12 protein-coding genes are annotated in these 19,047 nt (G+C 58.4%); 10 read left to right on the forward strand and 2 right to left on the reverse strand.

Features of this window, described 5'->3' with window-relative positions; translation table 11 throughout:
* Entirely contained in the window at positions 1-300 is a 300-nt protein-coding gene (locus J3R75_RS15450) for an HPr family phosphocarrier protein (protein WP_307263332.1), read from the reverse strand.
* 1,058 nt (positions 301-1,358) lie between these two features.
* Between J3R75_RS15450 and J3R75_RS15455 the strand changes: the two genes are divergently transcribed.
* The 3 genes from J3R75_RS15455 (at position 1,359) to J3R75_RS15465 (ending at position 7,201) form a co-directional block, all read left to right on the forward strand.
* Positions 1,359-2,495, forward strand: a complete 1,137-nt coding sequence (locus tag J3R75_RS15455) for an IS110 family RNA-guided transposase (protein ID WP_307259094.1) — start codon at positions 1,359-1,361, stop codon at positions 2,493-2,495.
* A 646-nt stretch (positions 2,496-3,141) separates the two neighbouring features.
* Positions 3,142-4,797, forward strand: a complete 1,656-nt coding sequence (locus J3R75_RS15460) for a fatty acid CoA ligase family protein (RefSeq protein ID WP_307263335.1) — start codon at positions 3,142-3,144, stop codon at positions 4,795-4,797.
* A gap of 1,369 nt (positions 4,798-6,166) precedes the next feature.
* Positions 6,167-7,201: a TIM barrel protein gene (locus tag J3R75_RS15465; RefSeq protein ID WP_307263338.1), complete on the forward strand. Its 1,035-nt coding sequence runs from the start codon at positions 6,167-6,169 to the stop codon at positions 7,199-7,201.
* Between the two features lie 86 nt (positions 7,202-7,287).
* Here J3R75_RS15465 and nth read toward each other — a convergent pair whose 3' ends face one another.
* Positions 7,288-7,965: an endonuclease III gene (nth, locus tag J3R75_RS15470; protein ID WP_307263340.1), complete on the reverse strand. Its 678-nt coding sequence runs from the start codon at positions 7,963-7,965 to the stop codon at positions 7,288-7,290.
* Between the two features lie 1,040 nt (positions 7,966-9,005).
* On the opposite strand from nth, the gene J3R75_RS15475 reads away from it, so the two are divergent.
* The 7 genes from J3R75_RS15475 to J3R75_RS15505 all read left to right on the forward strand — a co-directional run bounded on the left by J3R75_RS15475 (position 9,006) and on the right by J3R75_RS15505 (position 19,037).
* The gene (locus tag J3R75_RS15475; protein WP_307263342.1) at positions 9,006-10,424 is read left to right on the forward strand and encodes a type IV pilus twitching motility protein PilT; all 1,419 of its coding nucleotides are present in this window, start codon (positions 9,006-9,008) and stop codon (positions 10,422-10,424) included.
* Positions 10,425-10,465: 41 nt separating this feature from the next.
* Positions 10,466-10,645, forward strand: coding sequence for a hypothetical protein (locus tag J3R75_RS15480; RefSeq protein WP_307263345.1), 180 nt, complete (start codon positions 10,466-10,468; stop codon positions 10,643-10,645).
* A gap of 195 nt (positions 10,646-10,840) precedes the next feature.
* The gene (locus tag J3R75_RS15485; protein ID WP_307263348.1) at positions 10,841-11,683 is read left to right on the forward strand and encodes an AsmA family protein; all 843 of its coding nucleotides are present in this window, start codon (positions 10,841-10,843) and stop codon (positions 11,681-11,683) included.
* A 740-nt stretch (positions 11,684-12,423) separates the two neighbouring features.
* Entirely contained in the window at positions 12,424-13,707 is a 1,284-nt protein-coding gene (locus tag J3R75_RS15490) for an ISL3 family transposase (RefSeq protein ID WP_307259144.1), read from the forward strand.
* A gap of 627 nt (positions 13,708-14,334) precedes the next feature.
* Positions 14,335-15,012 (forward strand): site-2 protease family protein, encoded by a 678-nt coding sequence (locus tag J3R75_RS15495; protein WP_307263351.1) that lies wholly within the window; start codon positions 14,335-14,337, stop codon positions 15,010-15,012.
* 54 nt (positions 15,013-15,066) lie between these two features.
* Entirely contained in the window at positions 15,067-16,692 is a 1,626-nt protein-coding gene (locus tag J3R75_RS15500) for an ABC transporter substrate-binding protein (protein WP_307263354.1), read from the forward strand.
* Between the two features lie 5 nt (positions 16,693-16,697).
* Positions 16,698-19,037, forward strand: coding sequence for a TrkH family potassium uptake protein (locus J3R75_RS15505; protein WP_307263356.1), 2,340 nt, complete (start codon positions 16,698-16,700; stop codon positions 19,035-19,037).
* The last annotated feature ends 10 nt before the right edge of the window (positions 19,038-19,047 follow it).

Consider the following 19,047-nt stretch of genomic DNA (forward strand, 5'->3'; position numbering starts at 1 on the left):
TCAACTCTGTGGTTGGTCGCTATTGAGTTTCTGGAACAGCGCAGCGATGGCGTCCAGGGCCTGCTGGGCGTCGTCACCTTTGGCGCTGAGGGTGAGTTTGGCGCCGGGGGCGGCGGAGAGTGTGAGGATTTCGAGCATGCTCTTGGCATTGACCGATCGCCGCCCTTTGCTGAGCTTGACGACGGCGCTGAACTGCATGGCGATGTTGGCGACTTCACTGGCGCAACGGAGGTGCAGGCCGTGGTCGTTATGCACGAAAACGTCGGTACTCAATTTGCTGTCAGCGGGCAGATTTTCCATCGGCGTACTGCTTGGTTCCGGGGTCAAAAACTATGGGAGAAGTGCGCTGGCGCGGCGTGGTTAGGTAGATGCGCAAAGCGACGACAAAAGAGCCACTTACTATACTTTTGGGAAGCGATTTTGCAAGGTGCGAAGGTGCGCGCAGGCAAGGGTTTTGTAATGCCTCACCCATTGATACTGGCGGTTCCAAGGAACGCTAGGGACCGTGCGGACTAATTGGCGCGGCGCACTGGGGCGAGGACTCACGGACTCATGAGGCATGATCCCATGGATTGGACCGTGGGGACGAATTGGACCGTGGGGATTGACTCCCGACGCCTTGGACTGATTAGGGACTGATTCGACTCCTGGGAGCGCCGCCGTCCCGGCGGCATTTGAGCGCTGAAAGCGCGAAGCATACCAGCCCAGGGCAAGCGACGCCGAAGGCGGAGCGCCGCCCTGGGTGGAGCGCCATTTTTGCTCGTGTTCCTCGGCCTCTTTGGCCCCAGTCGGCGCAGCTGAGTGGGGCCAAAGAGGCAATGGAACTCATTGATTGCTGCGGCAATTTTGCGCTGCGACCCATCGTCGCAGGTCTTTTAGGTCGCCCTTTGTATAGTGGCGTCATTGACACCTGTGTGTCGATAGCCACTGCGATTTTTCCCGTAATTCTCTTGGGAGAACCAAGTAACAAGGAGCGGCAAATGGCTACGTATAAGTATCAAAGAGGTTATCCACGAGACGCCCTATGCATAGTCTCTATGCGTCCTGAAGGTTGTGGTACCTCTTTCTTTTTTCCGGTGTATGTTGTCTTCTCTTCTCTTCTCTTCTCTTCTCTTCCGCCTTTGGAGTCGTGTTATCAGGCGCTTTTTTGTGTTTCGCACACAAAAAAGCACGGCCGTGCCTGCCTGTGGCCCATGAGTAACTATTCAGTTCCTCAGCCTGAAGATTAGGCGGCACGACCGTTACCGTGCAGTGCAATAATGGCCGTATTCACCATCTTTGGGGAAACTCCCCGCATAGACAAGGTTGGCCTTGCACGCACACTTCCAACACTATAGCAGCAAGCGGAGAAGTAAGCCATGCTTAGCGAACATATAATCTGGGTCGGTCTTGATGTCGGCAAAAGAGATACCGTCTGCGCCATAGACTGGCTTGACGATAACCAGGAATTGAACAGGAACAAGGGGTTGACCTCCCTGGCGGTCAAGCACATCACCAACACGCGTGAAGGCGTGAAAGATTTCTTCACCTGGTTGAAGGCGAATCAAAAGCATATTGAGGAACGGCTGCATCCGCAGCGCAAGGTTGTGTACCGGCTGGTGATGGAATCGACGGGATGTTATTCATACCGTCTGATCAAACAGTTAAAGGCGGCGAAGCCCGATAGTTATATTGCGCTCATCAATCCAGCCAAAGTGCCTGCCTTCAAGAAGTTCAACGATATCGAAAGCAAGACGGACAAGCTGGACGCCCAATGCCTGGCGAGGTTGGGTACCACGCAAAAGCCGGACGCCATGTATGAAATGCCGGCAGACTACGCGGGGCTCAAGCGTTTAACCAGAATGAATGCCAGTTTGACCAAAATAAGCACGATACTCAAGAATCAGCTGACGAACCTGGATGATCCGGGCGAACGTCAGATTTTTCAAAATCTGTTGAAGAGCGTGGAAGAACAACTGGACGGTCTCGTGGTGAAAATAAGGGAATACCTGCGGAGCCACGCCGCCCTGCAGGAACGCGTCACCAAGCTGGATTCGATTCCCGGGATAGGAATGATCATAGCGGCTACTCTCATCGCCGAATACGGGCCGGAAGACCGTTTCCAAAACATCCGGCAGGTCGTGAGCTTTGCCGGCATGAACCCGAAGAACAAGTGTTCCGGCACGTCTGTGAAATCCACCCGCTTGTCCAAGCAAGGAGCGCCGGTCATAAGGCAGATGCTCTACATGGCCACCCTCACCGCCCAGGCGAGAATACCCATCTTGGATGCATTGTCCAAGCGTTTGACGAATCTTACCCCCATGCAGAAGCGCTGCGCCGTCATGCGCAAGTTGCTGATGATCTGCTGGTCGGTGCTATGCGGCACGGAAAATTACAAGGAGTATCAGCCTTCAAGCAAGAAGTTGGTTCCCTATGAAGCACCGGCAACAACCAAACGTCGGATTAAGCGGGAAAGAAAAAAAAGGAGTTTTTCACCCGAAAATGACGCTGATTGAGTTGACAAAAGCATACCATCTTCAGGACTCTTTTCGGGTGGGGCCTTTACCCAGGGCGACGCGCCCTGCGGGCGCTTGCCGTGGGCTATCTTAGGTCGCGCCTTCGGTGCTGAAAACAAAGGCCGCAAGAATATGGCCGGTATCAATGGGTGAGGGATTACGGGGCTTTTATTAAACCGTCGCTTGCCGCCGATAGCAGTCGAGAGCAGTCGAGAGCAGTCGCTTGCCGCCGATAGCAGTCGCGAGCAGTCGCGAGCAGTCGAGAGCAGTCGCGAGCAGTCGAGAGCAGTCGAGAGCAGTCGATAGCAGTCGCGAGCAGTCGCGAGCAGTCGCGAGCAGTCGAGAGCAGTCGAGAGCAGTCGAGAGAAGTCGAGAGAAGTCGAGAGAAGTCGAGAGCAGTCGAGAGCAGTCGAGAGCAGTCGCGAGCAGTCGAGAGCAGTCGATAGCAGTCGCGAGCAGTCGCGAGCAGTCGCGAGCAGTCGAGAGCAGTCGCGAGCAGTCGCGAGCAGTCGCGAGCAGTCGCGAGCAGTCGCGAGCAGTCGATATAGGCGCTGCTTTGCGGGCGTGGGTTGGGGTAGTTAAGCGGGGTTATATTAGGGATTTTTGGGGTAGGTCCTGCTGGCAGAAGAAGAATGGAACAGCGAACATGACTGAGAGTATGAATATTGCGCAGTTATTGCGTGGTGAGAGTGTGCGGCAGCCGCGGTCGGCGGCGGTGATGTATCCATCGGGTCGCGATGCTGGCGGGCGGGTGATGTATAGCCATTTGACCTATGCGCAGTTGGATGCGCAGAGTGACGGTTATGCTTGGGCGTTGAGTTCGCTGGGGGTGAGGGCGGGAACGAAGTCGTTGCTGATGATTCGGCCGTCGCTGGAATTTTACGCGTTGGTGTTTGCGCTGTTCAAGGTGGGTGCGGTGCCGGTGCTGATTGATCCGGGCATGGGCTGGCGGGGCTTTTTGCGTTGCGTGGCGCAGGTTGAGCCGGAGTTATTCATCGGGGTTCCGGCGGCGCAGGTGTTGAAGATGTTGCGGCCGGGTCCGTTCAAGAGTGTGCGGGTGAGCATCACGTTGGGACGGCGCTGGTTCTGGGGGGGGCAGGCGTTGTCGGAGCTGCCTGTACGCGATGGCGAGTATCCGTTGCACGAGCCGGCGGCGGACGATTTGGCGGCGGTGCTGTTCACGTCGGGCAGCACGGGGCCGGCCAAGGGCGTGAGCTACACGCATCGCATTTTCCATACCCAGGCCGAGTTGGTGCGGCGCGAGTACGGCATCAAGCCGGGCGAGATGGACCTGGCATGCTTTCCGCTGTTTTCGCTCTTCAGCGTGGCCTTGGGGGCGACGACGGTGATACCGGACATGGATCCGACGCGGCCCGCGCGGGTGAATCCGGAGCGTATTTTGGAGCCGCTGCGCAATTTGCCGGTGACCTATTCGTTTGGGTCGCCGACCCTGTGGGAGCGGGTGGCGCGGCACTGCGTGGCGCGGGACATTCGCATACCGGGGCTGCGGCGGGTGGTGATGGCGGGGTCGCCGGTGCCGGGGCACGTTCACGAGATGCTGCTTCGGCGCATACTTGACGAGGGTGCGGAGACCTACACGCCCTACGGTGCGACGGAGTCGCTGCCGGTGGCCAATTTCCGCGGCTCGGAGATGCTTGCGGAGACCTGGTCGCAGACGCGAGCGGGGCGGGGCATGTGCGTGGGGCGGCCGTTGCCGGAAGTGACCTTGCGCATCATCAAAATCAGCGACGAGGCCATTGCGCGCTGGGACGAGGCGCTGGTGCTGCCCCAGGGCGGGATCGGCGAAATCTGCGTGAAGGGGCCCGTGGTTACTCGTGAGTACTTCCGGCGGCCGGAGGCGACCGCGCTGGCGAAGATCGCCGAGGGCGACGCGGTGTGGCATCGCATTGGCGATGTGGGCTACGTGGACGAGCAAGGCCGGCTGTGGTTCTGCGGGCGCAAGGCGCATCGGGTGGAGACAGCGAGTGGTACGCTCTTCAGCGTGTGCTGCGAGGCGATTTACAACGTGCTGCCGCATGTACACCGCTCGGCGCTGGTAGGCGTCGGCGCGCGGCCGGGGCAGACGCCGGTGATTATCCTAGAGCCCGAAGAGGGGCAGGAAGCCGCGCTGGTGGCGTCGTTGCCGGCGGTGCGGGTGGCGGCTAAGGCGTCGGCGTTGACGGCGGGCATCGAACAGGTTCTCATCCATCCGGCGTTTCCGGTGGACGTGCGGCATAATGCCAAGATCAACCGCGAGGAGCTGGCCCTGTGGGCGGCGGGGAAGATTGCGGGCAGAGATTGATATTGGATGCACGACATGCCACTCTGGTGCGGTGGGAGGCGACGTGGCTGGCCAATGTGGCGCCCTCCGGGCGCAATTCTATGTTGTTGTCCTACCCCGGGTTGCGTCGCCCTCCGGGCGCCTCACCCGGGGTTATGTATGGTGCGGCCCTTCGGGCCGAACTTGGCCGATCTGGCTGAGCCACTCTGGTGCGGTGGGAGGCGACGTGGCTGGCCAATGTGGCGCCCTCCGGGCGCAATTCTATGTTGTTGTCCTACCCCGGGTTGCGTCGCCCTCCGGGCGCCTCACCCGGGGTTATGTATGGTGCGGCCCTTCGGGCCGAACTTGGCCGATCTGGCTGAGCCACTTTGGTGCGGTGGGAGGCGACGTGGCTGGCCAATGTGGCGCCCTCCGGGCGCAATTCTATGTTGTTGTCCTACCCCGGGTTGCGTCGCCCTCCGGGCGCCTCACCCGGGGTTATGTATGGTACGGCCCTTCGGGCCGAACTTGGCCGATCTGGCTGAGCCACTCTGGTGCGGCCCTTCGGGCCGAACTTGGCCGATCTGGCTGAGCCACTTTGGTGCGGCCCTTTGGACCGAACTTGGCCGATCTGGCTGAGCCACTCTGGTGCGGCCCTTCGGGCCGAACTTGGCCGATCTGGCTGAGCCACTCTGGTGCGGCCCTTTGGACCGAACTTGGCCGATCTGGCTGAGCCACTTTGGTACGGCCCTTTGGACCGAACTTGGCCGATCTGGCTGAGCCACTCTGGTGCGGTGGGAGGCGACGTGGCTGGCCAATGTGGCGCCCTCCGGGCGCAATTCTATGTTGTTGTCCTACCCCGGGTTGCGTCGCCCTCCGGGCGCCTCACCCGGGGTTATGTATGGTGCGGCCCTTCGGGCCGAACTTGGCCGATCTGGCTGAGCCACTCTGGTGCGGCCCTTCGGGCCGAACTTGGCCGATCTGGCTGAGCCACTTTGGTGCGGCCCTTTGGACCGAACTTGGCCGATCTGGCTGAGCCACTCTGGTGCGGCCCTTCGGGCCGAACTTGGCCGATCTGGCTGAGCCACTCTGGTGCGGCCCTTCGGGCCGAACTTGGCCGATCTGGCTGATGGTTTGCGACAGGGCAGTCAAAACGACCGCAGGGACAACAATTATCAATGGCTGACCGATTACACGGGGAAGATCGATGTGATGGGTGGTGGTGGGCATTGACAATGGCTGAAAGGCCATTAAGCTGAATGCCGCGCGTGGATATGGGAGCGTCGGTGTAGTCGGCGTAGTATTGCGTACGCGTAAATGAGTGTGGGTCGCAGCGCCAGGGGCGCTACGGTAGCGGTTGGCTGTCGGGCCCGGGTGGCAGGGTAAGTGCAAGGAAAAGGAGCTGGAGAGCATGTCAGGGACATATCGCTTTACGTTTGGGCCGTGGAACATTCATGAAGGCGCGGACCCCTTTGGTCCCGAAGTACGCGACAGCATCGCTTTTGAAGAAAAACTCGGCATGTACAAAGGGCTGGGTTTTGATGGCGTGCAGTTCCACGACGATGATGCCGTGCCGGATCTGGACAACCTGAGTGCTGCGAAGATCGCCGCCGCCGCGAAGAAGTTGAAGAAACAGCTGGACAAGCAGGGGCTCTACGCGGAATTTGTTGCTCCGCGGTTGTGGATGGACCCGTTGACAGTCGATGGCGGTTTCACGAGCAACGACCCGAAGGCCCGCGCCTATGCCCGTGAGCGTTTCAAGAAAAGTATCGACATTGCGCAGCAGTTGGACGCCAAGCTAATCGTGCTTTGGCTGGCGCGCGAAGGCACCTATATTCGCGAGGCGAAGGACAGCGCCCTGGCGGTGGAACGGTTGGCGCAGGTCATAGACGAGATGCTGCAGTATGACCGCGAGATCAAGATCGCCATTGAGCCCAAGCCCAATGAGCCGATGGATCACGCGTATATACCGACGACGGGCCATGCCATCGCCCTGGGATTGCTGACCTGCGACCACGCGCGCGTCGGCGTCAATATCGAAAGCGCCCACGCCATACTGGCCAATCTGGATCCGTCGGACGAAATGGGCTATGCGTTGGCGCACAAGAAGCTGTTCTCGGTGCACCTCAATGACCAGAACGGCTTGAAATTTGACCAAGACAAGTCATTCGGCGCCGTGGATCTGCGCCGCGCGTTCAATCAAGTGCGCATACTGGACAAGTACGGTTATGGCAACAACGGCGAGTCCGTTGGGCTGGACATCAAGGTGATGCGTACCCAGAAGCTGGACAAGTCTACGCAGCACCTCAGCAACAGCCGGGAGATCTTTCTTGACCTGCTGGCGGTGTCGCGGTCGCTGGACGACAAAGTCGTCAACGCGTTCATCAAGGAACGGGACTACGAAGGCCTGGAACGCATGATCATCAAGGCCTTGATGGGCAAATAAGTCGGGGAGGAGAGGGAGGTGGTCGCCCTGGATATGCCGGGGCGCGCCACGGTTTCTTGTTTAGCGCCACGGCATGTGCCGTGGCGCTACCGAGAAGCGAAGAAGCGGCAGAGGGTGGTGACGGGGCAAGTTTGGCACTCGGGTGTGCGTGCTTTGCAGGTATAGCGGCCGTGTAGGAGCAGGTAGTGGTGGGCGTCCTTGAGGTATTCGGGCGGGATGCGTGGCAGCAGTGCTAGTTCGGTGGCTTCGGGGGTGGCGGCCTTGACTAGACCGCAGCGGTTGGCGACGCGGAAGATGTGGGTGTCCACGGCCAGGACGGGTTCGCCAAAGGCCACGTTGAGGACGACGTTGGCGGTTTTGCGGCCGACGCCGGGGAGGGCCATGAGTTCTTCGCGTGAGCGGGGGACGTCGCCGCCGTGGTGAGCCAGCAGTTGTTGGCAAATGCCGACGATGGCCTTGGCTTTGGCGCGAAAGAGGCCGATGCTGCGGCAGCTGACTTCCAGTCGTTCCTGGCCCCAGTCGAGGTAATCCGTGGCTGTGCGGCAGTGTTGCCAGAGGGTGGTGGTGACGCGATTGACCGCCTTGTCGGTGCATTGCGCGGAGAGGACGACCGCGATCAGCAGATCGAGGGGGGTGCTGAAGTGCAACTCGGCTTTGGGGACGATGTGCGCGGAGAGGGTCTGGAAGAATGCGGCGACGTCGGCGTCGCTGAGAAGCGCGGGGGGAGACTCGCGCCGGGGGGATTTGGATGGTGATTTGGACATGTTGTGCCTGTGTTGGGGGTAATCAGTCAGCCATTGCTAGTAGATGCCAGTAATGCCTCTCACTGGCGCGGTGGGACGCGACGTGCCAAGCCAATGTGGCGCCCTCCGGGCGCAATCCTATGTTGTTGTCATACCCCGGGTTGCGGCGCCCTCCGGGCGCCTCACCCGGGGTTATGCATGGTGCGGCCCTCCGGGCCGAACTTGGCCTATCAGACGACTCGATTCGTCTGGTCTGGGCCGAAACCCCAGGGACGGCCGCAGTCCCAGAAGTCCCCGGAGTCGGCCAATTCTATGTTGTTGTCATACCCCGGGTTGCGGCGCCCTCCGGGCGCCTCACCCGGGGTTATGCATGGTGCGGCCCTCCGGGCCGAACTTGGCCTATCAGACGACTCGATTCGTCTGGTCTGGGCCGAAACCCCAGGGACGGCCGCAGTCCCAGAAGTCCCCGGAGTCGGCCAATTCTATGTTGTTGTCCTACCCCGGGTTGCGGCGCCCTCCGGGCGCCTCACCCGGGGTTATGCATGGTGCGGCCCTCCGGGCCGAACTTGGCCGATCAGACGACTCGACTCGTCTGGTCTGGGCCGAAACCCCAGGGACGGCCGTAGTCCCAGAAGTCCCCGGAGTCGGCCAATTCTATGTTGTTGTCATACCCCGGGTTGCGGCGCCCTCCGGGCGCCTCACCCGGGGTTATGCATGGTGCGGCCCTCCGGGCCGAACTTGGCCGATCAGACGACTCGACTCGTCTGGTCTGGGCCGAAACCCCCAGGGACGGCCGCAGTCCCAGGAGTCCCGGTAGTCGGCCAATCAGACTCAGGAGTCGGGAGGCATTCCCCGGAGTCGCGGCGGTCCCCGGAGTCGCGAGTCCTCACCCCAGCGCCGCCGTTAATCAGTTTCACCGGTTCCGGTCGTCCACGGGAGCGGCTGGTAGCAAAGAGTGACCGGTTGCGTGTTGAGGGAATAAAAAGTTGCCGTAGTGAAAGCAATGGCGGTGTCGGTCTACTATATTTGGGATCGACACTTGTGCTAGAGAAAGAGGCGTTATGCAATCATCCTTACATGACCTATTGGCGATTGGCGTGGAAAATCAGGCCACGGAATGGCAGTTGCCGTTGAACAAGGCGGCGCAGTTGCGCATTGACGGCAAGTTTGTGACGGTAGAGGATTTTGTTATCGACGACGAGCGTTTTGCCGCCATGGTGCAGGAGTTATTGCCGGCGAAGCAGCAGGCCAACTACGAGAAGGTCCGGGAGAATGGTGATTTTGTGCTGGAGAACAGTCTGCATGAGGAGGACGGCCTGGGTCGTTTTCTATTGCGTCTCCAGTGCCAGCGTGGTGTTTTGGCGCTGATGGTGTCGCGGCCGTTGCGGGACGCGTCGGTGTTTTACGACATTTTTGTGTATGCGATTGAGCACAACGCGTCGGACATTCACGTACGCGAGAACAAGTTTGCTCGTTTGCGGGTTGACAGCAAGTTGGTGGAAACGGAGTTCATGACGGACTCGCTGTTGATCGAGAAGGCGATAGCCGAGCTGGTGCCGTCCAGCAAGACCGAGGAATTCACGCGCACGGGCGATTTGGATTTTGCCTGGGAGGAAGAGGGCGTGGGGCGCTTCCGGGTGAATTTGCATCGTCAGCGTGGCATGATTGGTATGACCTTCCGGCATGTCAAGGGCAAGGCCCCGAGCATCAAGGAGGTCAATTTGCCCGAGTCGTTGAAGAAGATTGTGACTGCGCGCAACGGCATCATTTTTGTGACGGGGACGACGGGCAGCGGCAAATCGACGACGATGGCGGCGATGCTGGATCATCTGAACAACACGAGTGAGCAGCATATCATCACGGTTGAAGACCCCATTGAGTATACGTACACCGACAACCGTTGCTTCTTTGAGCAGCGCGAGATTGGTTTGGACGCCGAGACCTTCGAGTCGGCGCTGGTGCATGCATTGCGGCAGGATCCGGACATCATCATGCTCGGCGAGATGCGCACTCGCGAGACCTTTGAGACGGCGTTGATTGCCGCCGAGACGGGGCACCTGGTGATCACGACTCTGCATACCAAGAGTGCGCCGCAGAGCATTTCGCGTATTTTGGACATGTATCCGCAGGAGGAGCGCGACACGGTGCGCAAGGGCCTGTCCGAGACCCTGCGGGCGATCATCTGTCAGCGGCTGGCGCCGCGGGCGGCGGGTAAGGGCGTGGTGCCGGTGAATGAGATACTGGTGAACACGCCGATTGTGCGCAAGTTGATCTTTGAAAATCGGTTGGACAAGCTCGGGCAGGCCATTGAGGCCGGTGGCGAGGATGACATGATGAGTTTCAATACTAGTCTCCTCAAGCTGGTGAACAACGGTGATATCACCGAGGAGGTTGCCTTGAAATTCTCTGACAATGCGCAGGCGTTGAAGATGAATTTGAAAGGCATATTCCTCAACGACGGCGGTGGCATTATCCAGTAGTGCTGGCCGGAGCGGCCGGGTAGTTTTCAGGGGCAGGCAGCATGAGTCGCAGAAAGCGTCAGGAAAAGTTGTCGGTGTTGTTGGCGCAGAGCCGCGGCGGTCGGCGGCGGGTGATGCGCACTCGCCACGAGCACGTGCGGCGGGCGCGGCTGTGGGTGTTGGTGTTGGCCATTGGTGTGGCGGCGACGGGTCTTGTCGGCGTCCTGCATGAGTTTCTGTAGTTTTTCGCGGTGCTGGTGTGTGGCGCTTGTTTGGCGAGCAGTGCCGCTGGGCATCAGTGGATTATGTTGGTGGAACGAGTCGCGGCAAGGCGTCGGCTGACGGAGAATAACTCCGTGGCAGCAGGGATGGCGCTGGCTGCGACTCGCGTATGTGGATGAATCGTAGGTAAATAAAAACAAGAAAGCAGGTACATCATGGCATTGACAGGCAAAGCGAAGAAGATTCTGAGTGTTGTCGGGGTGGTTGTGGTGTTACTGGTGTTGGCGCTGGCGATTTTTGTCGCCTCGCTGGGCGGCATCATCAAGACCGGCATTGAGACCGTCGGGTCAAGGGTGACCAAGTGCAAGATCACGGTAGAGGACGTTGATTTTTCGCTGTTGCGTGGGAAGCTGGCGATCACCAATCTGGTGGTGGGCAATCCCGATGGGTTCAACACGGCGAGTGCTTTTGAGCTCGGGCAGGTGAAAGTGTCGTTGGTGCCGAGCAGCGTGTTGTCCAACACGGTGATTATCAATGAGGTGGTCATTGACGGTCCGAAAGTGACCTATGAGGCCGGTTTGGGCAACAGCAACATGGGCACGATTCAGAAGAACATCGCGGCGTTTTTGCCTGCTGGCGGTGGCAAGGAAGTTGCGAAGCCGGCCGAGGGCGAGAAGCCCGCTGGCGAGGGCAAGAAGATCATCATTGACCACTTTCTGTTTGACAACGCCCAGATCAATCTCAGTGTGAAATTGCTGCAGGGCAATGCGTTGCCGGTGCCGCTGCCGAAGATTGAGGCCAATGGCATTGGCCGAGCGAAGGACGCTGGCGATGCCGAAGGCGAGGGCATTGCCGCCGTCGAGGCCGTGGCCATCGTCTTGAACAGGGTTGTGGCTGGTGTGATCACGTCGGCGACTGACGCCATCGCCAAGCTTGGTGGAGCCGGTGTGGACGCCGTCAAGGGCGCGGTCGGCGGCGCCGTTGAGGGCGTGGGCTCGGGGCTCAAGGGCCTGTTGAAAAGGGGCGCGGACAAGACCGAGGCGCCCGCCGCTCAGTGAAGGTCAATTTTTTATCCACAGATTCCGCAGATTAACGCAGATTTGTTGGTAATGGGCGTCGCATCGCGCTGCTGCGCAGCGCGTCACGCCGCCGGTAAGATTTGTTTCGCACGCGAAGGCGCGAAGGCGCGAAGGAGAAGATTTTTTATCCACAGATTCCGCAGATTAACGCAGATTTATAGAAACGCAGATTTGTTGGTAATGGGCGTCGCGTCGCGCTGCTGCGCAGCGCGTCACGCCGCCGGAGATTTTTTTCTCACGCGAAGGCGCGAAGGCGCGAAGGAGAAGATTTTTTATCCACAGATTCCGCAGATTAACGCAGATTTATAGAAACGCAGATTTGTTGGTAATGGGCGTCGCGTCGCGCTGCTGTGCAGCGCGTCACGCCGCCGGAGATTTTTTTTCTCACGCGAAGGCGCGAAGGCGCGAAGGAGAAGATTTTTGGCTCTTCAGGAAACTTAGTGGGTAGATTTTTCGACGTTTTGTGCTCAGAACCAAGACAACGCCTTGTCACATGGGGGGAAAAAAGCCAGCTAATCGTACGCATAAAATAGTGTAACTTGTTGATATTCAACGATCAATTAATGTTCAAATTATGATGCCCGCCCAGCTTTCCATGTCAATTTGTATGGAAGGCAGTCGGAGCAATCTTCCGCTTCGGTGTTTCTTGTTATTGCAAGAATGCCTTCACTTTTGTTGCACCCGATCATTTTTGTGTTTCATTACCTCATGGCCACGCAATGCCCAGTCAATCACCTGACCTCGTCATTCACATTGAGCCATGGGAGTCCGCCATGAACTTGGAGTCGTTTTATCAACGCGTGATTAATCCGCCATCGCCCTGGACTGTCTCCAAGGTCGAAATTTCCGACGACAGTACCCGTGTTGACGTCTGGCTGATCCATCAGGAGCATTATCGCTTTTCGTGTCATGCCTGTCACACCCCATCACCTACTTACGACCATGCTCCGGAAAGAACCTGGCAACATCTGGACACCTGCGAGTGCAAGACCTACCTTCATGCCCGTATTCCCCGAGTTCAATGCCCCAAGCATGGGATCGTCAACAGCGACTTTCCTCTGGCTGATTCACAGATCTCAATTACATACAAGATGGAAAGCAAGTGCATCAAGACCATCCAGGCCTCCAATTTGACCGATGCGTCCGAACTAACGAGGGTGTCTTGGGACATGTTGGAAAGTATCCGCGATCGGGCCGTCAAGCGAGGGCTTGAGCGACGTGGCGATACGACGCCGGTCATCATGGGACTTGACGAGAAGCAGGTGTTTTCCAGACATCGCTATTTCACCATTATCACTGACATTGGCAATGGGAGCGTGTTTGACGTGGTGGACAAGCGGCGCATTGATGACATCAGCCCCTGGTTTGAAAAACGCAAGGAAAGTTTGAAAAACGTCCAGATCGCGGCCATGGACATGAGTGCGGGGTATGAGCGTATTGCGTCAAACTTCATGCCCAATGCCGAACTGTGTTTTGATCATTTCCATGTGATGCAGGTCGTCCAAAAGGCAGTGGACAGCACACGAAAGCAAGAACAGGCCACGATGAGCGATGAGGACAAGAAAAGCATGTTCGGAGCGCGCCATGATTTTCTGTATGGCAGGGAGAATCTTCCTGACAAAAACAAGGCCAGGTTCGAAAAAGTTAGACAGATTGCCAAGAAAACGGCGCGGGCATGGGCAATCAAGGAAAACCTTCGCGACATGTGGACAACTTGCCCCGACAAAGAAGAGACGCCGAAGTATTTCAAACACTGGTACTGGTGGGCGACGCATTCACAAATTCCGGACATGGCAAAAGCCGCCCATACGCTGAAAAACCACTTCTATGGCATAGTGGCTGCAATCGAACATGGGGTCAGCAATGCCCTGACCGAGGGGCTGAACAGCAAAATTGAGGCTGTCAAGAGAAGTGCATGTGGTTTCAAAAACAAAGAATCTTTACGCAATGCAATTCTGTTTCATTGCGGGAAACTTAACCTGCTGCCAGAGGCCGCCAACTAGCACTTGCACTCAAATTTGCAACCCACGGAATTGCCTGAAGCACCAGATTTTTTATCCACAGATTCCGCAGATTAACGCAGATTTATAGAAACGCAGATTTGTTGGTAATGGGCGTCGCGTCTTGCTGCTGCGCAGCGCGTCACGCCGCCGGTGATTTTTTTTCTCACGCGAAGGCGCGAAGGCGCGAAGAAGATTTTTTATCCACAGATTCCGCAGATTAACGCAGATTTATAGAAACGCAGATTTGTTGGTAATGGGCGTCGCGTCGCGCTGCTGTGCAGCGCGTCACGCCGCCGGTGATTTTTTTTCTCACGCGAAGGCGCGAAGGCGCGAAGAAGATTTTTTATCCACAGATTCCGCAGATTAACGCAGATTTATAGAAACGCAGATTTGTTGGTAATGGGCGTCGCGCCGCGCTGCTGCGCAGCGCGTCACGCCGCCGGTGATTTTTTTTCTCACGCGAAGGCGCGAAGGAGAAGATTTTTTATCCACAGATTCCGCAGATTAACGCAGATTTGTTGGTAATGGGCGTCGCATCGCGCTGCTGTGCAGCGCGGTGCGACGCCGGCGAGTTTTTTTCTTACACGCAGTCGCGTCGCCGGCATGAATTGAAGGGGCATTTGGTGTATGGGCCAGCTGTTTATCGAAAACTTATGGACGAATCCGGGGTATTATTTTTCCTGGGTGCTGGTGGTCACCTTTTCAATATGTGTGCATGAGTTTTGTCATGCGTGGGTGGCGCGGTGGCAGGGTGATCCGACGGCGGCGATGACGGGCTTTATGAGTTTGGACCCGCGGCGGGTGATGGGGCAGACATCGTTGATTGCGTTGGCGTTGTTTGGGATCGCCTGGGGGGCGGTGCCGGTTGATCCACGGCATTTTCGCCGGCGTTGGAGTGCGGCGCTGGTGTCGTTGTCGGGTCCGGCGGCGAATTTTGTTTTAGCGGTGTTGTTTGCGTGTTTGTATCACGTGGTGATGTTATTTATTGGTCGTCATTTGGCTCCTGGTGCGCATGAGGGCCTGTGGTTGTATTTGGAGATTGGTGTTCGTGCCAACGCGTTGTTGGCGGCGTTCAACATGTTGCCGATACCGATGTTGGATGGGTGGGAGGTCTTTGCGCTGTTTGTGCCGCCGATGAATCGGCTGACGACGCAGCAGAAGGGCAGCTATAGTTTGGTGGCGATCGTGTTGTTGTGGTTTACGCCGTTGAGCAGGGTGCTGTATGTCCTTACGGACTATGTGGCTTTATTTGCCCATCTGCCGGCGTTGGTGGTAGTCCACCTGGTGCGGGTTGTCGGCAGCTGAGGGGTTTTCCGCGTTGATTTGAGATAGAGTTGTTATGAGCCAAGAGTGAGAACGATGATGTGGAAACGGTTTTTGCTGGCGATATTGCCGATGGTGTTGATCATTGCCTTGCCGTTGTGTCTGCGCAAGCCGGCCGAGCAGATTGATTTGTCGGCGGACCAGCTGGTGATTGTATCGCCGCACAACGAGGCGATCCGCTTTGAATTTGAGCAGGGTTTTCGGCGTTACTATCGGGAACGGACGGGGCGCAAGGTGAGTATTGACTGGCGGGCGACGGGTGGCACCAGCGAGATCGTGCGCTATGTGAACAGCGCCTTCACGGCGAATTTTCGGGACTACTGGCGCAACGAACTCGGCAAGAGCTGGAGCGACGCGGTCGAGCAGGCTTATGGTAACCGGCGACTGCGGCCCGGCGAGGATGGTTACGATGCCCGCGCGGCCTTTCTGGCGTCGCCAGTGGGCATCGGCATTGATTTATTTTTTGGCGGCGGCCAGTATGATTTGCACAAGCAGGCGCAGATTGGCACGCTGGTGCCCTGCGGTCTGCGCGAGCGGCAGCCGGATTTGTTTGCTGGGGCGGAACCGGCATTGACGCGGACGATGGGTGGTGAAATCTGGTATGACGAGAACGATTGTTATTACGGCGCGTGTTTTTCTTCCTTTGGGATTTGTCAGAATCTTGATCGGCTGCGTGGGTTAGGCTATGACGTCGAAGGCGATGTCGGGCCGATGCGGACCTGGCGTGATTTGGCGGACACGCGTTTGCTGGGGCATATTGGCTTGGCCGATCCGTCCAAGAGCGGCTCCATCAACAAGTGCTTTGAGATGCTGGTGCAGCGCGAAATGCAGGACCGCATGGCGGCGCTGAGTGGCGAGCTGGCCAGTGGCGCCGTGACTCAGGCGCAAGGGCTTGATGTGTCCTGGGCGGAAGCGATGACCTTGATCAAACAGATTGGCGGCAATGCCGCGTACCTGACTTTTTCGGCCAGCCAGGTACCGGTGGATACCGCGCGGGGCCAAATTGCCGCCGGCATGAGCATTGATTTTTACGGCCGGTCGCAGGCGGAGTGGGAAGAGCGTCATGTCGGTCGCAAGACCATGGTTTATCACACGCCGGACGCGGGCTCGTCGGTGTCGGCCGATCCCATCGGCTTGTTTCGCGGCGCGCCCAATGCGGAGCGGGCGAAGATGTTCATTGATTACGTCATGAGTGTTGACGGGCAGCGGCTGTGGAATTACCTTCCCGGTGAGCCGGGGGGTCCGCAGAAGTACTCGTTGCAGCGCCTGCCGGTGCGGCGGGACATGTACAGCGCGGAGCACCGCCGGCATATGAGCGCGCCGGAAGCCGCGCCCTACGAGCTGGCTGGGGCATTCACTTACCAGGGCGCCTGGACGGGACCGCTGTTTGATGTGCTGCGCACGACGGTCCGCGTCATGGTTATTGACTGCCAGGACGAGCTGAAGGCCGCCTGGCGGGCGATCGTGGCTGCCGGCGGACCGGCGGCGGTGCCCGAAGCCATGGCGGCATTTCGCGAGCTGCCCTATGCGCACCACGAAGCGCGGGATGTTTCACAGCTTCTGCAAGAAGCCGAAAGCCAGACGCGGACGACGCGGGACTGGGCATTGTTTTTTCGGGACAGCTACGGCCGGGCGCTGGCTCTGGCGACACAAGGCAAATGAGCGGCATGGCACGAATAGGACAACAATATTTGCGGCGGGGGGTGCCCAGGTCGTGGGCGACGGTTGCGCGCAATATTTTGTCGCGCAACATGTTGCTTGTTTTTCTTGGCGCCTGTTTTCATCTTTTTCTACTGTTTCCGCTGCGTGACAACAGTGTGTTGTTTGGCGACGAAGGTTTTATTGCGCTGCGATTTCAGCCGTTGCTGCTGATTTATCTGTTGGTACTGGTGTTCGTGCACATCGTCCCGGGGTTTTTTCGTTATTGGCGGGGCTTGCGGGCGATGAATGCCATGGCGGTGGACAGCGAGCAGGCCGGTCAGCAGTGGCTGCAGCGTTTTCATCCGAGTTTTGCGGCGATAGGCACAGTCACGATGCTGCCTTTGCCGCTGTATCTGCTGGTGTTCCCGGTTGATGCCCACAGCAGTCTGGTGGGCATAGCCTGTTGTTTTGTGCAGGGCTACTACCTGTTGTTGTCGCTTACCGGTGGCCGTGGCGTGCGCTTTCTGCCGGCCTTTCTGCGGCGTTCAGACAGTGCGGCAGGCGAGGCCGCTCGCGGTGATCTGCTGGAGCCGGCGACGGTGTTGTTGTCGCAGCTGCTGTTATGCGGTAGCTTGGTGATGGTGTTGTACACCGCTGGTGAGGCGCCGCGTTATTCGGGCGGGCGTTTTTGGTCGGCCTTGGCGTTTACGCTGGGGGCTCTCGCGTATAATCTCATGGTTGAGCTGCGTCTGTTGTTGAACATGATGGTGCTCAAGCAATGGACTGACCGCAAGAAGAACGCCGATGATGGGGACGGCGAGGTGGACGTCGGCGGGCTGTCTGGCCGGCTGCTGGGGCTGTGGTCATTCATGCTGAGCCTGCCCCTGGGCTTTTGGCTGGTGCCGTTGGCCAGCATTGGCGCCTTGCTGGTGGTGGCGCATCCGGTGGCGCGGGGCTTTTGGCTGCTGGCGCTGTTTGTGCGGCAGTTGCTGGTCTATGTTTTTTTCATCAAGGTGAATGGCAGCGGCAGCAGCATATGGAAGCGTTTGAATGAGCATCCCGGGCAGTTGCTGGTGAGCAGCTTCCTGTTGTTGATTGTGCTTGGTGGCAGCGTGTTGTCCCTGCCGGTTTGCAGTGCCAGTGGCCAGAGTATCGGCGTGCTTAACGGGTTGTTTACGGCGACCAGCGCGGTATGCGTTACTGGCCTAACGGTGGTGGACACGGCGACGGCTTTCAGTCTGGTAGGGAAAACGATCATCATCATCCTGATACAGTGTGGCGGCCTGGGTATCATGACCATGTCTTTTTTCATTGCGATGCTGCTGAGTCGGCGCATGAGCGTTCATGACGACGCGGCTTTGCGGGCGATGACGGGCGAGGAGCGCAATCTGATGGCGCGGCGTTTGCTGAAGACCATCGTCATGGGCACCTTCGTGATTGAGGCGTGCGGGACGCTGATCATGACGGGGGTCTACCATCGGATCTACGGCTATCCGCTGCTGACCAGCTGTGGTTATGGCGCCTTTATGAGCATCAGCGCCTTTTGTAATGCTGGTTTTGCGCTGCATAGTGACAGCGCGATGCTGTTTTCCGACTCCATGTTGCCCTTGTTGACCATGGCCTCGCTGATCATACTTGGCGGTTTGAGTTTTGAAGTCATCGCGGGGGCGTTGCGGCATCTGTTTTCCGCGCGGCGGGTGCCCATGGCGGCTCACATTCGCCTGGTGCTTTTCATGACCTTTGGCTTGTGCGTGGTTGGCACGTTTTTGTTTTACCGGCTGGAGAGCGGGCAAGCGTTGGCGGGCATGACGCCAGCGGCGGCATTGAGCAACGCCTTCTTCCATTCGGTGACGACGCGTACGGCGGGCTTTAACGCCATCGCGATGGAGAGCCTGAGCAGCGCCTCGGCCTTTTTGTGTTGCCTGCTGATGTTCATTGGGGTGGCTCCTGGGTCGACGGGTGGCGGGGTGAAAGTGACGACTTTTGGTGTGTTGCTGTTGCTGTTGCGATCGCGTCTGGGTGGTCGGACGGAAGTGATCTTTAGTGGCCGGCGGATCAATCCGCAGAGCATTGCCCAAGCGGCGGCGGTGCTGGTGCTGACGGGGTTGGCGGTGTGCCTTGGCGTGCTGTTGTTGGCAGCGATGATGCCGTCGGAGCCGCTGGCGAAGGTCCTGTTTGAAGTAATATCGGCGGTGAGCACGACGGGTCTGAGTCTAGGCACGACCACGCGGCTGGCCGGTGCGGGCAAAGTGGTGATCATGATGCTGATGTTTCTGGGCCGTGTCGGCCCGCTGAGTTTTTTCCTGGCATTGCGGCCGCCGCGTGCCGGCATGATAGAGTACGCCGATGCGCGCATCGTGATTTGATGGTTTGCGC

The organism is Oligosphaera ethanolica (assembly GCF_030814695.1).
Taxonomy (GTDB): Bacteria; Verrucomicrobiota; Lentisphaeria; order Oligosphaerales; family Oligosphaeraceae; genus Oligosphaera; species Oligosphaera ethanolica.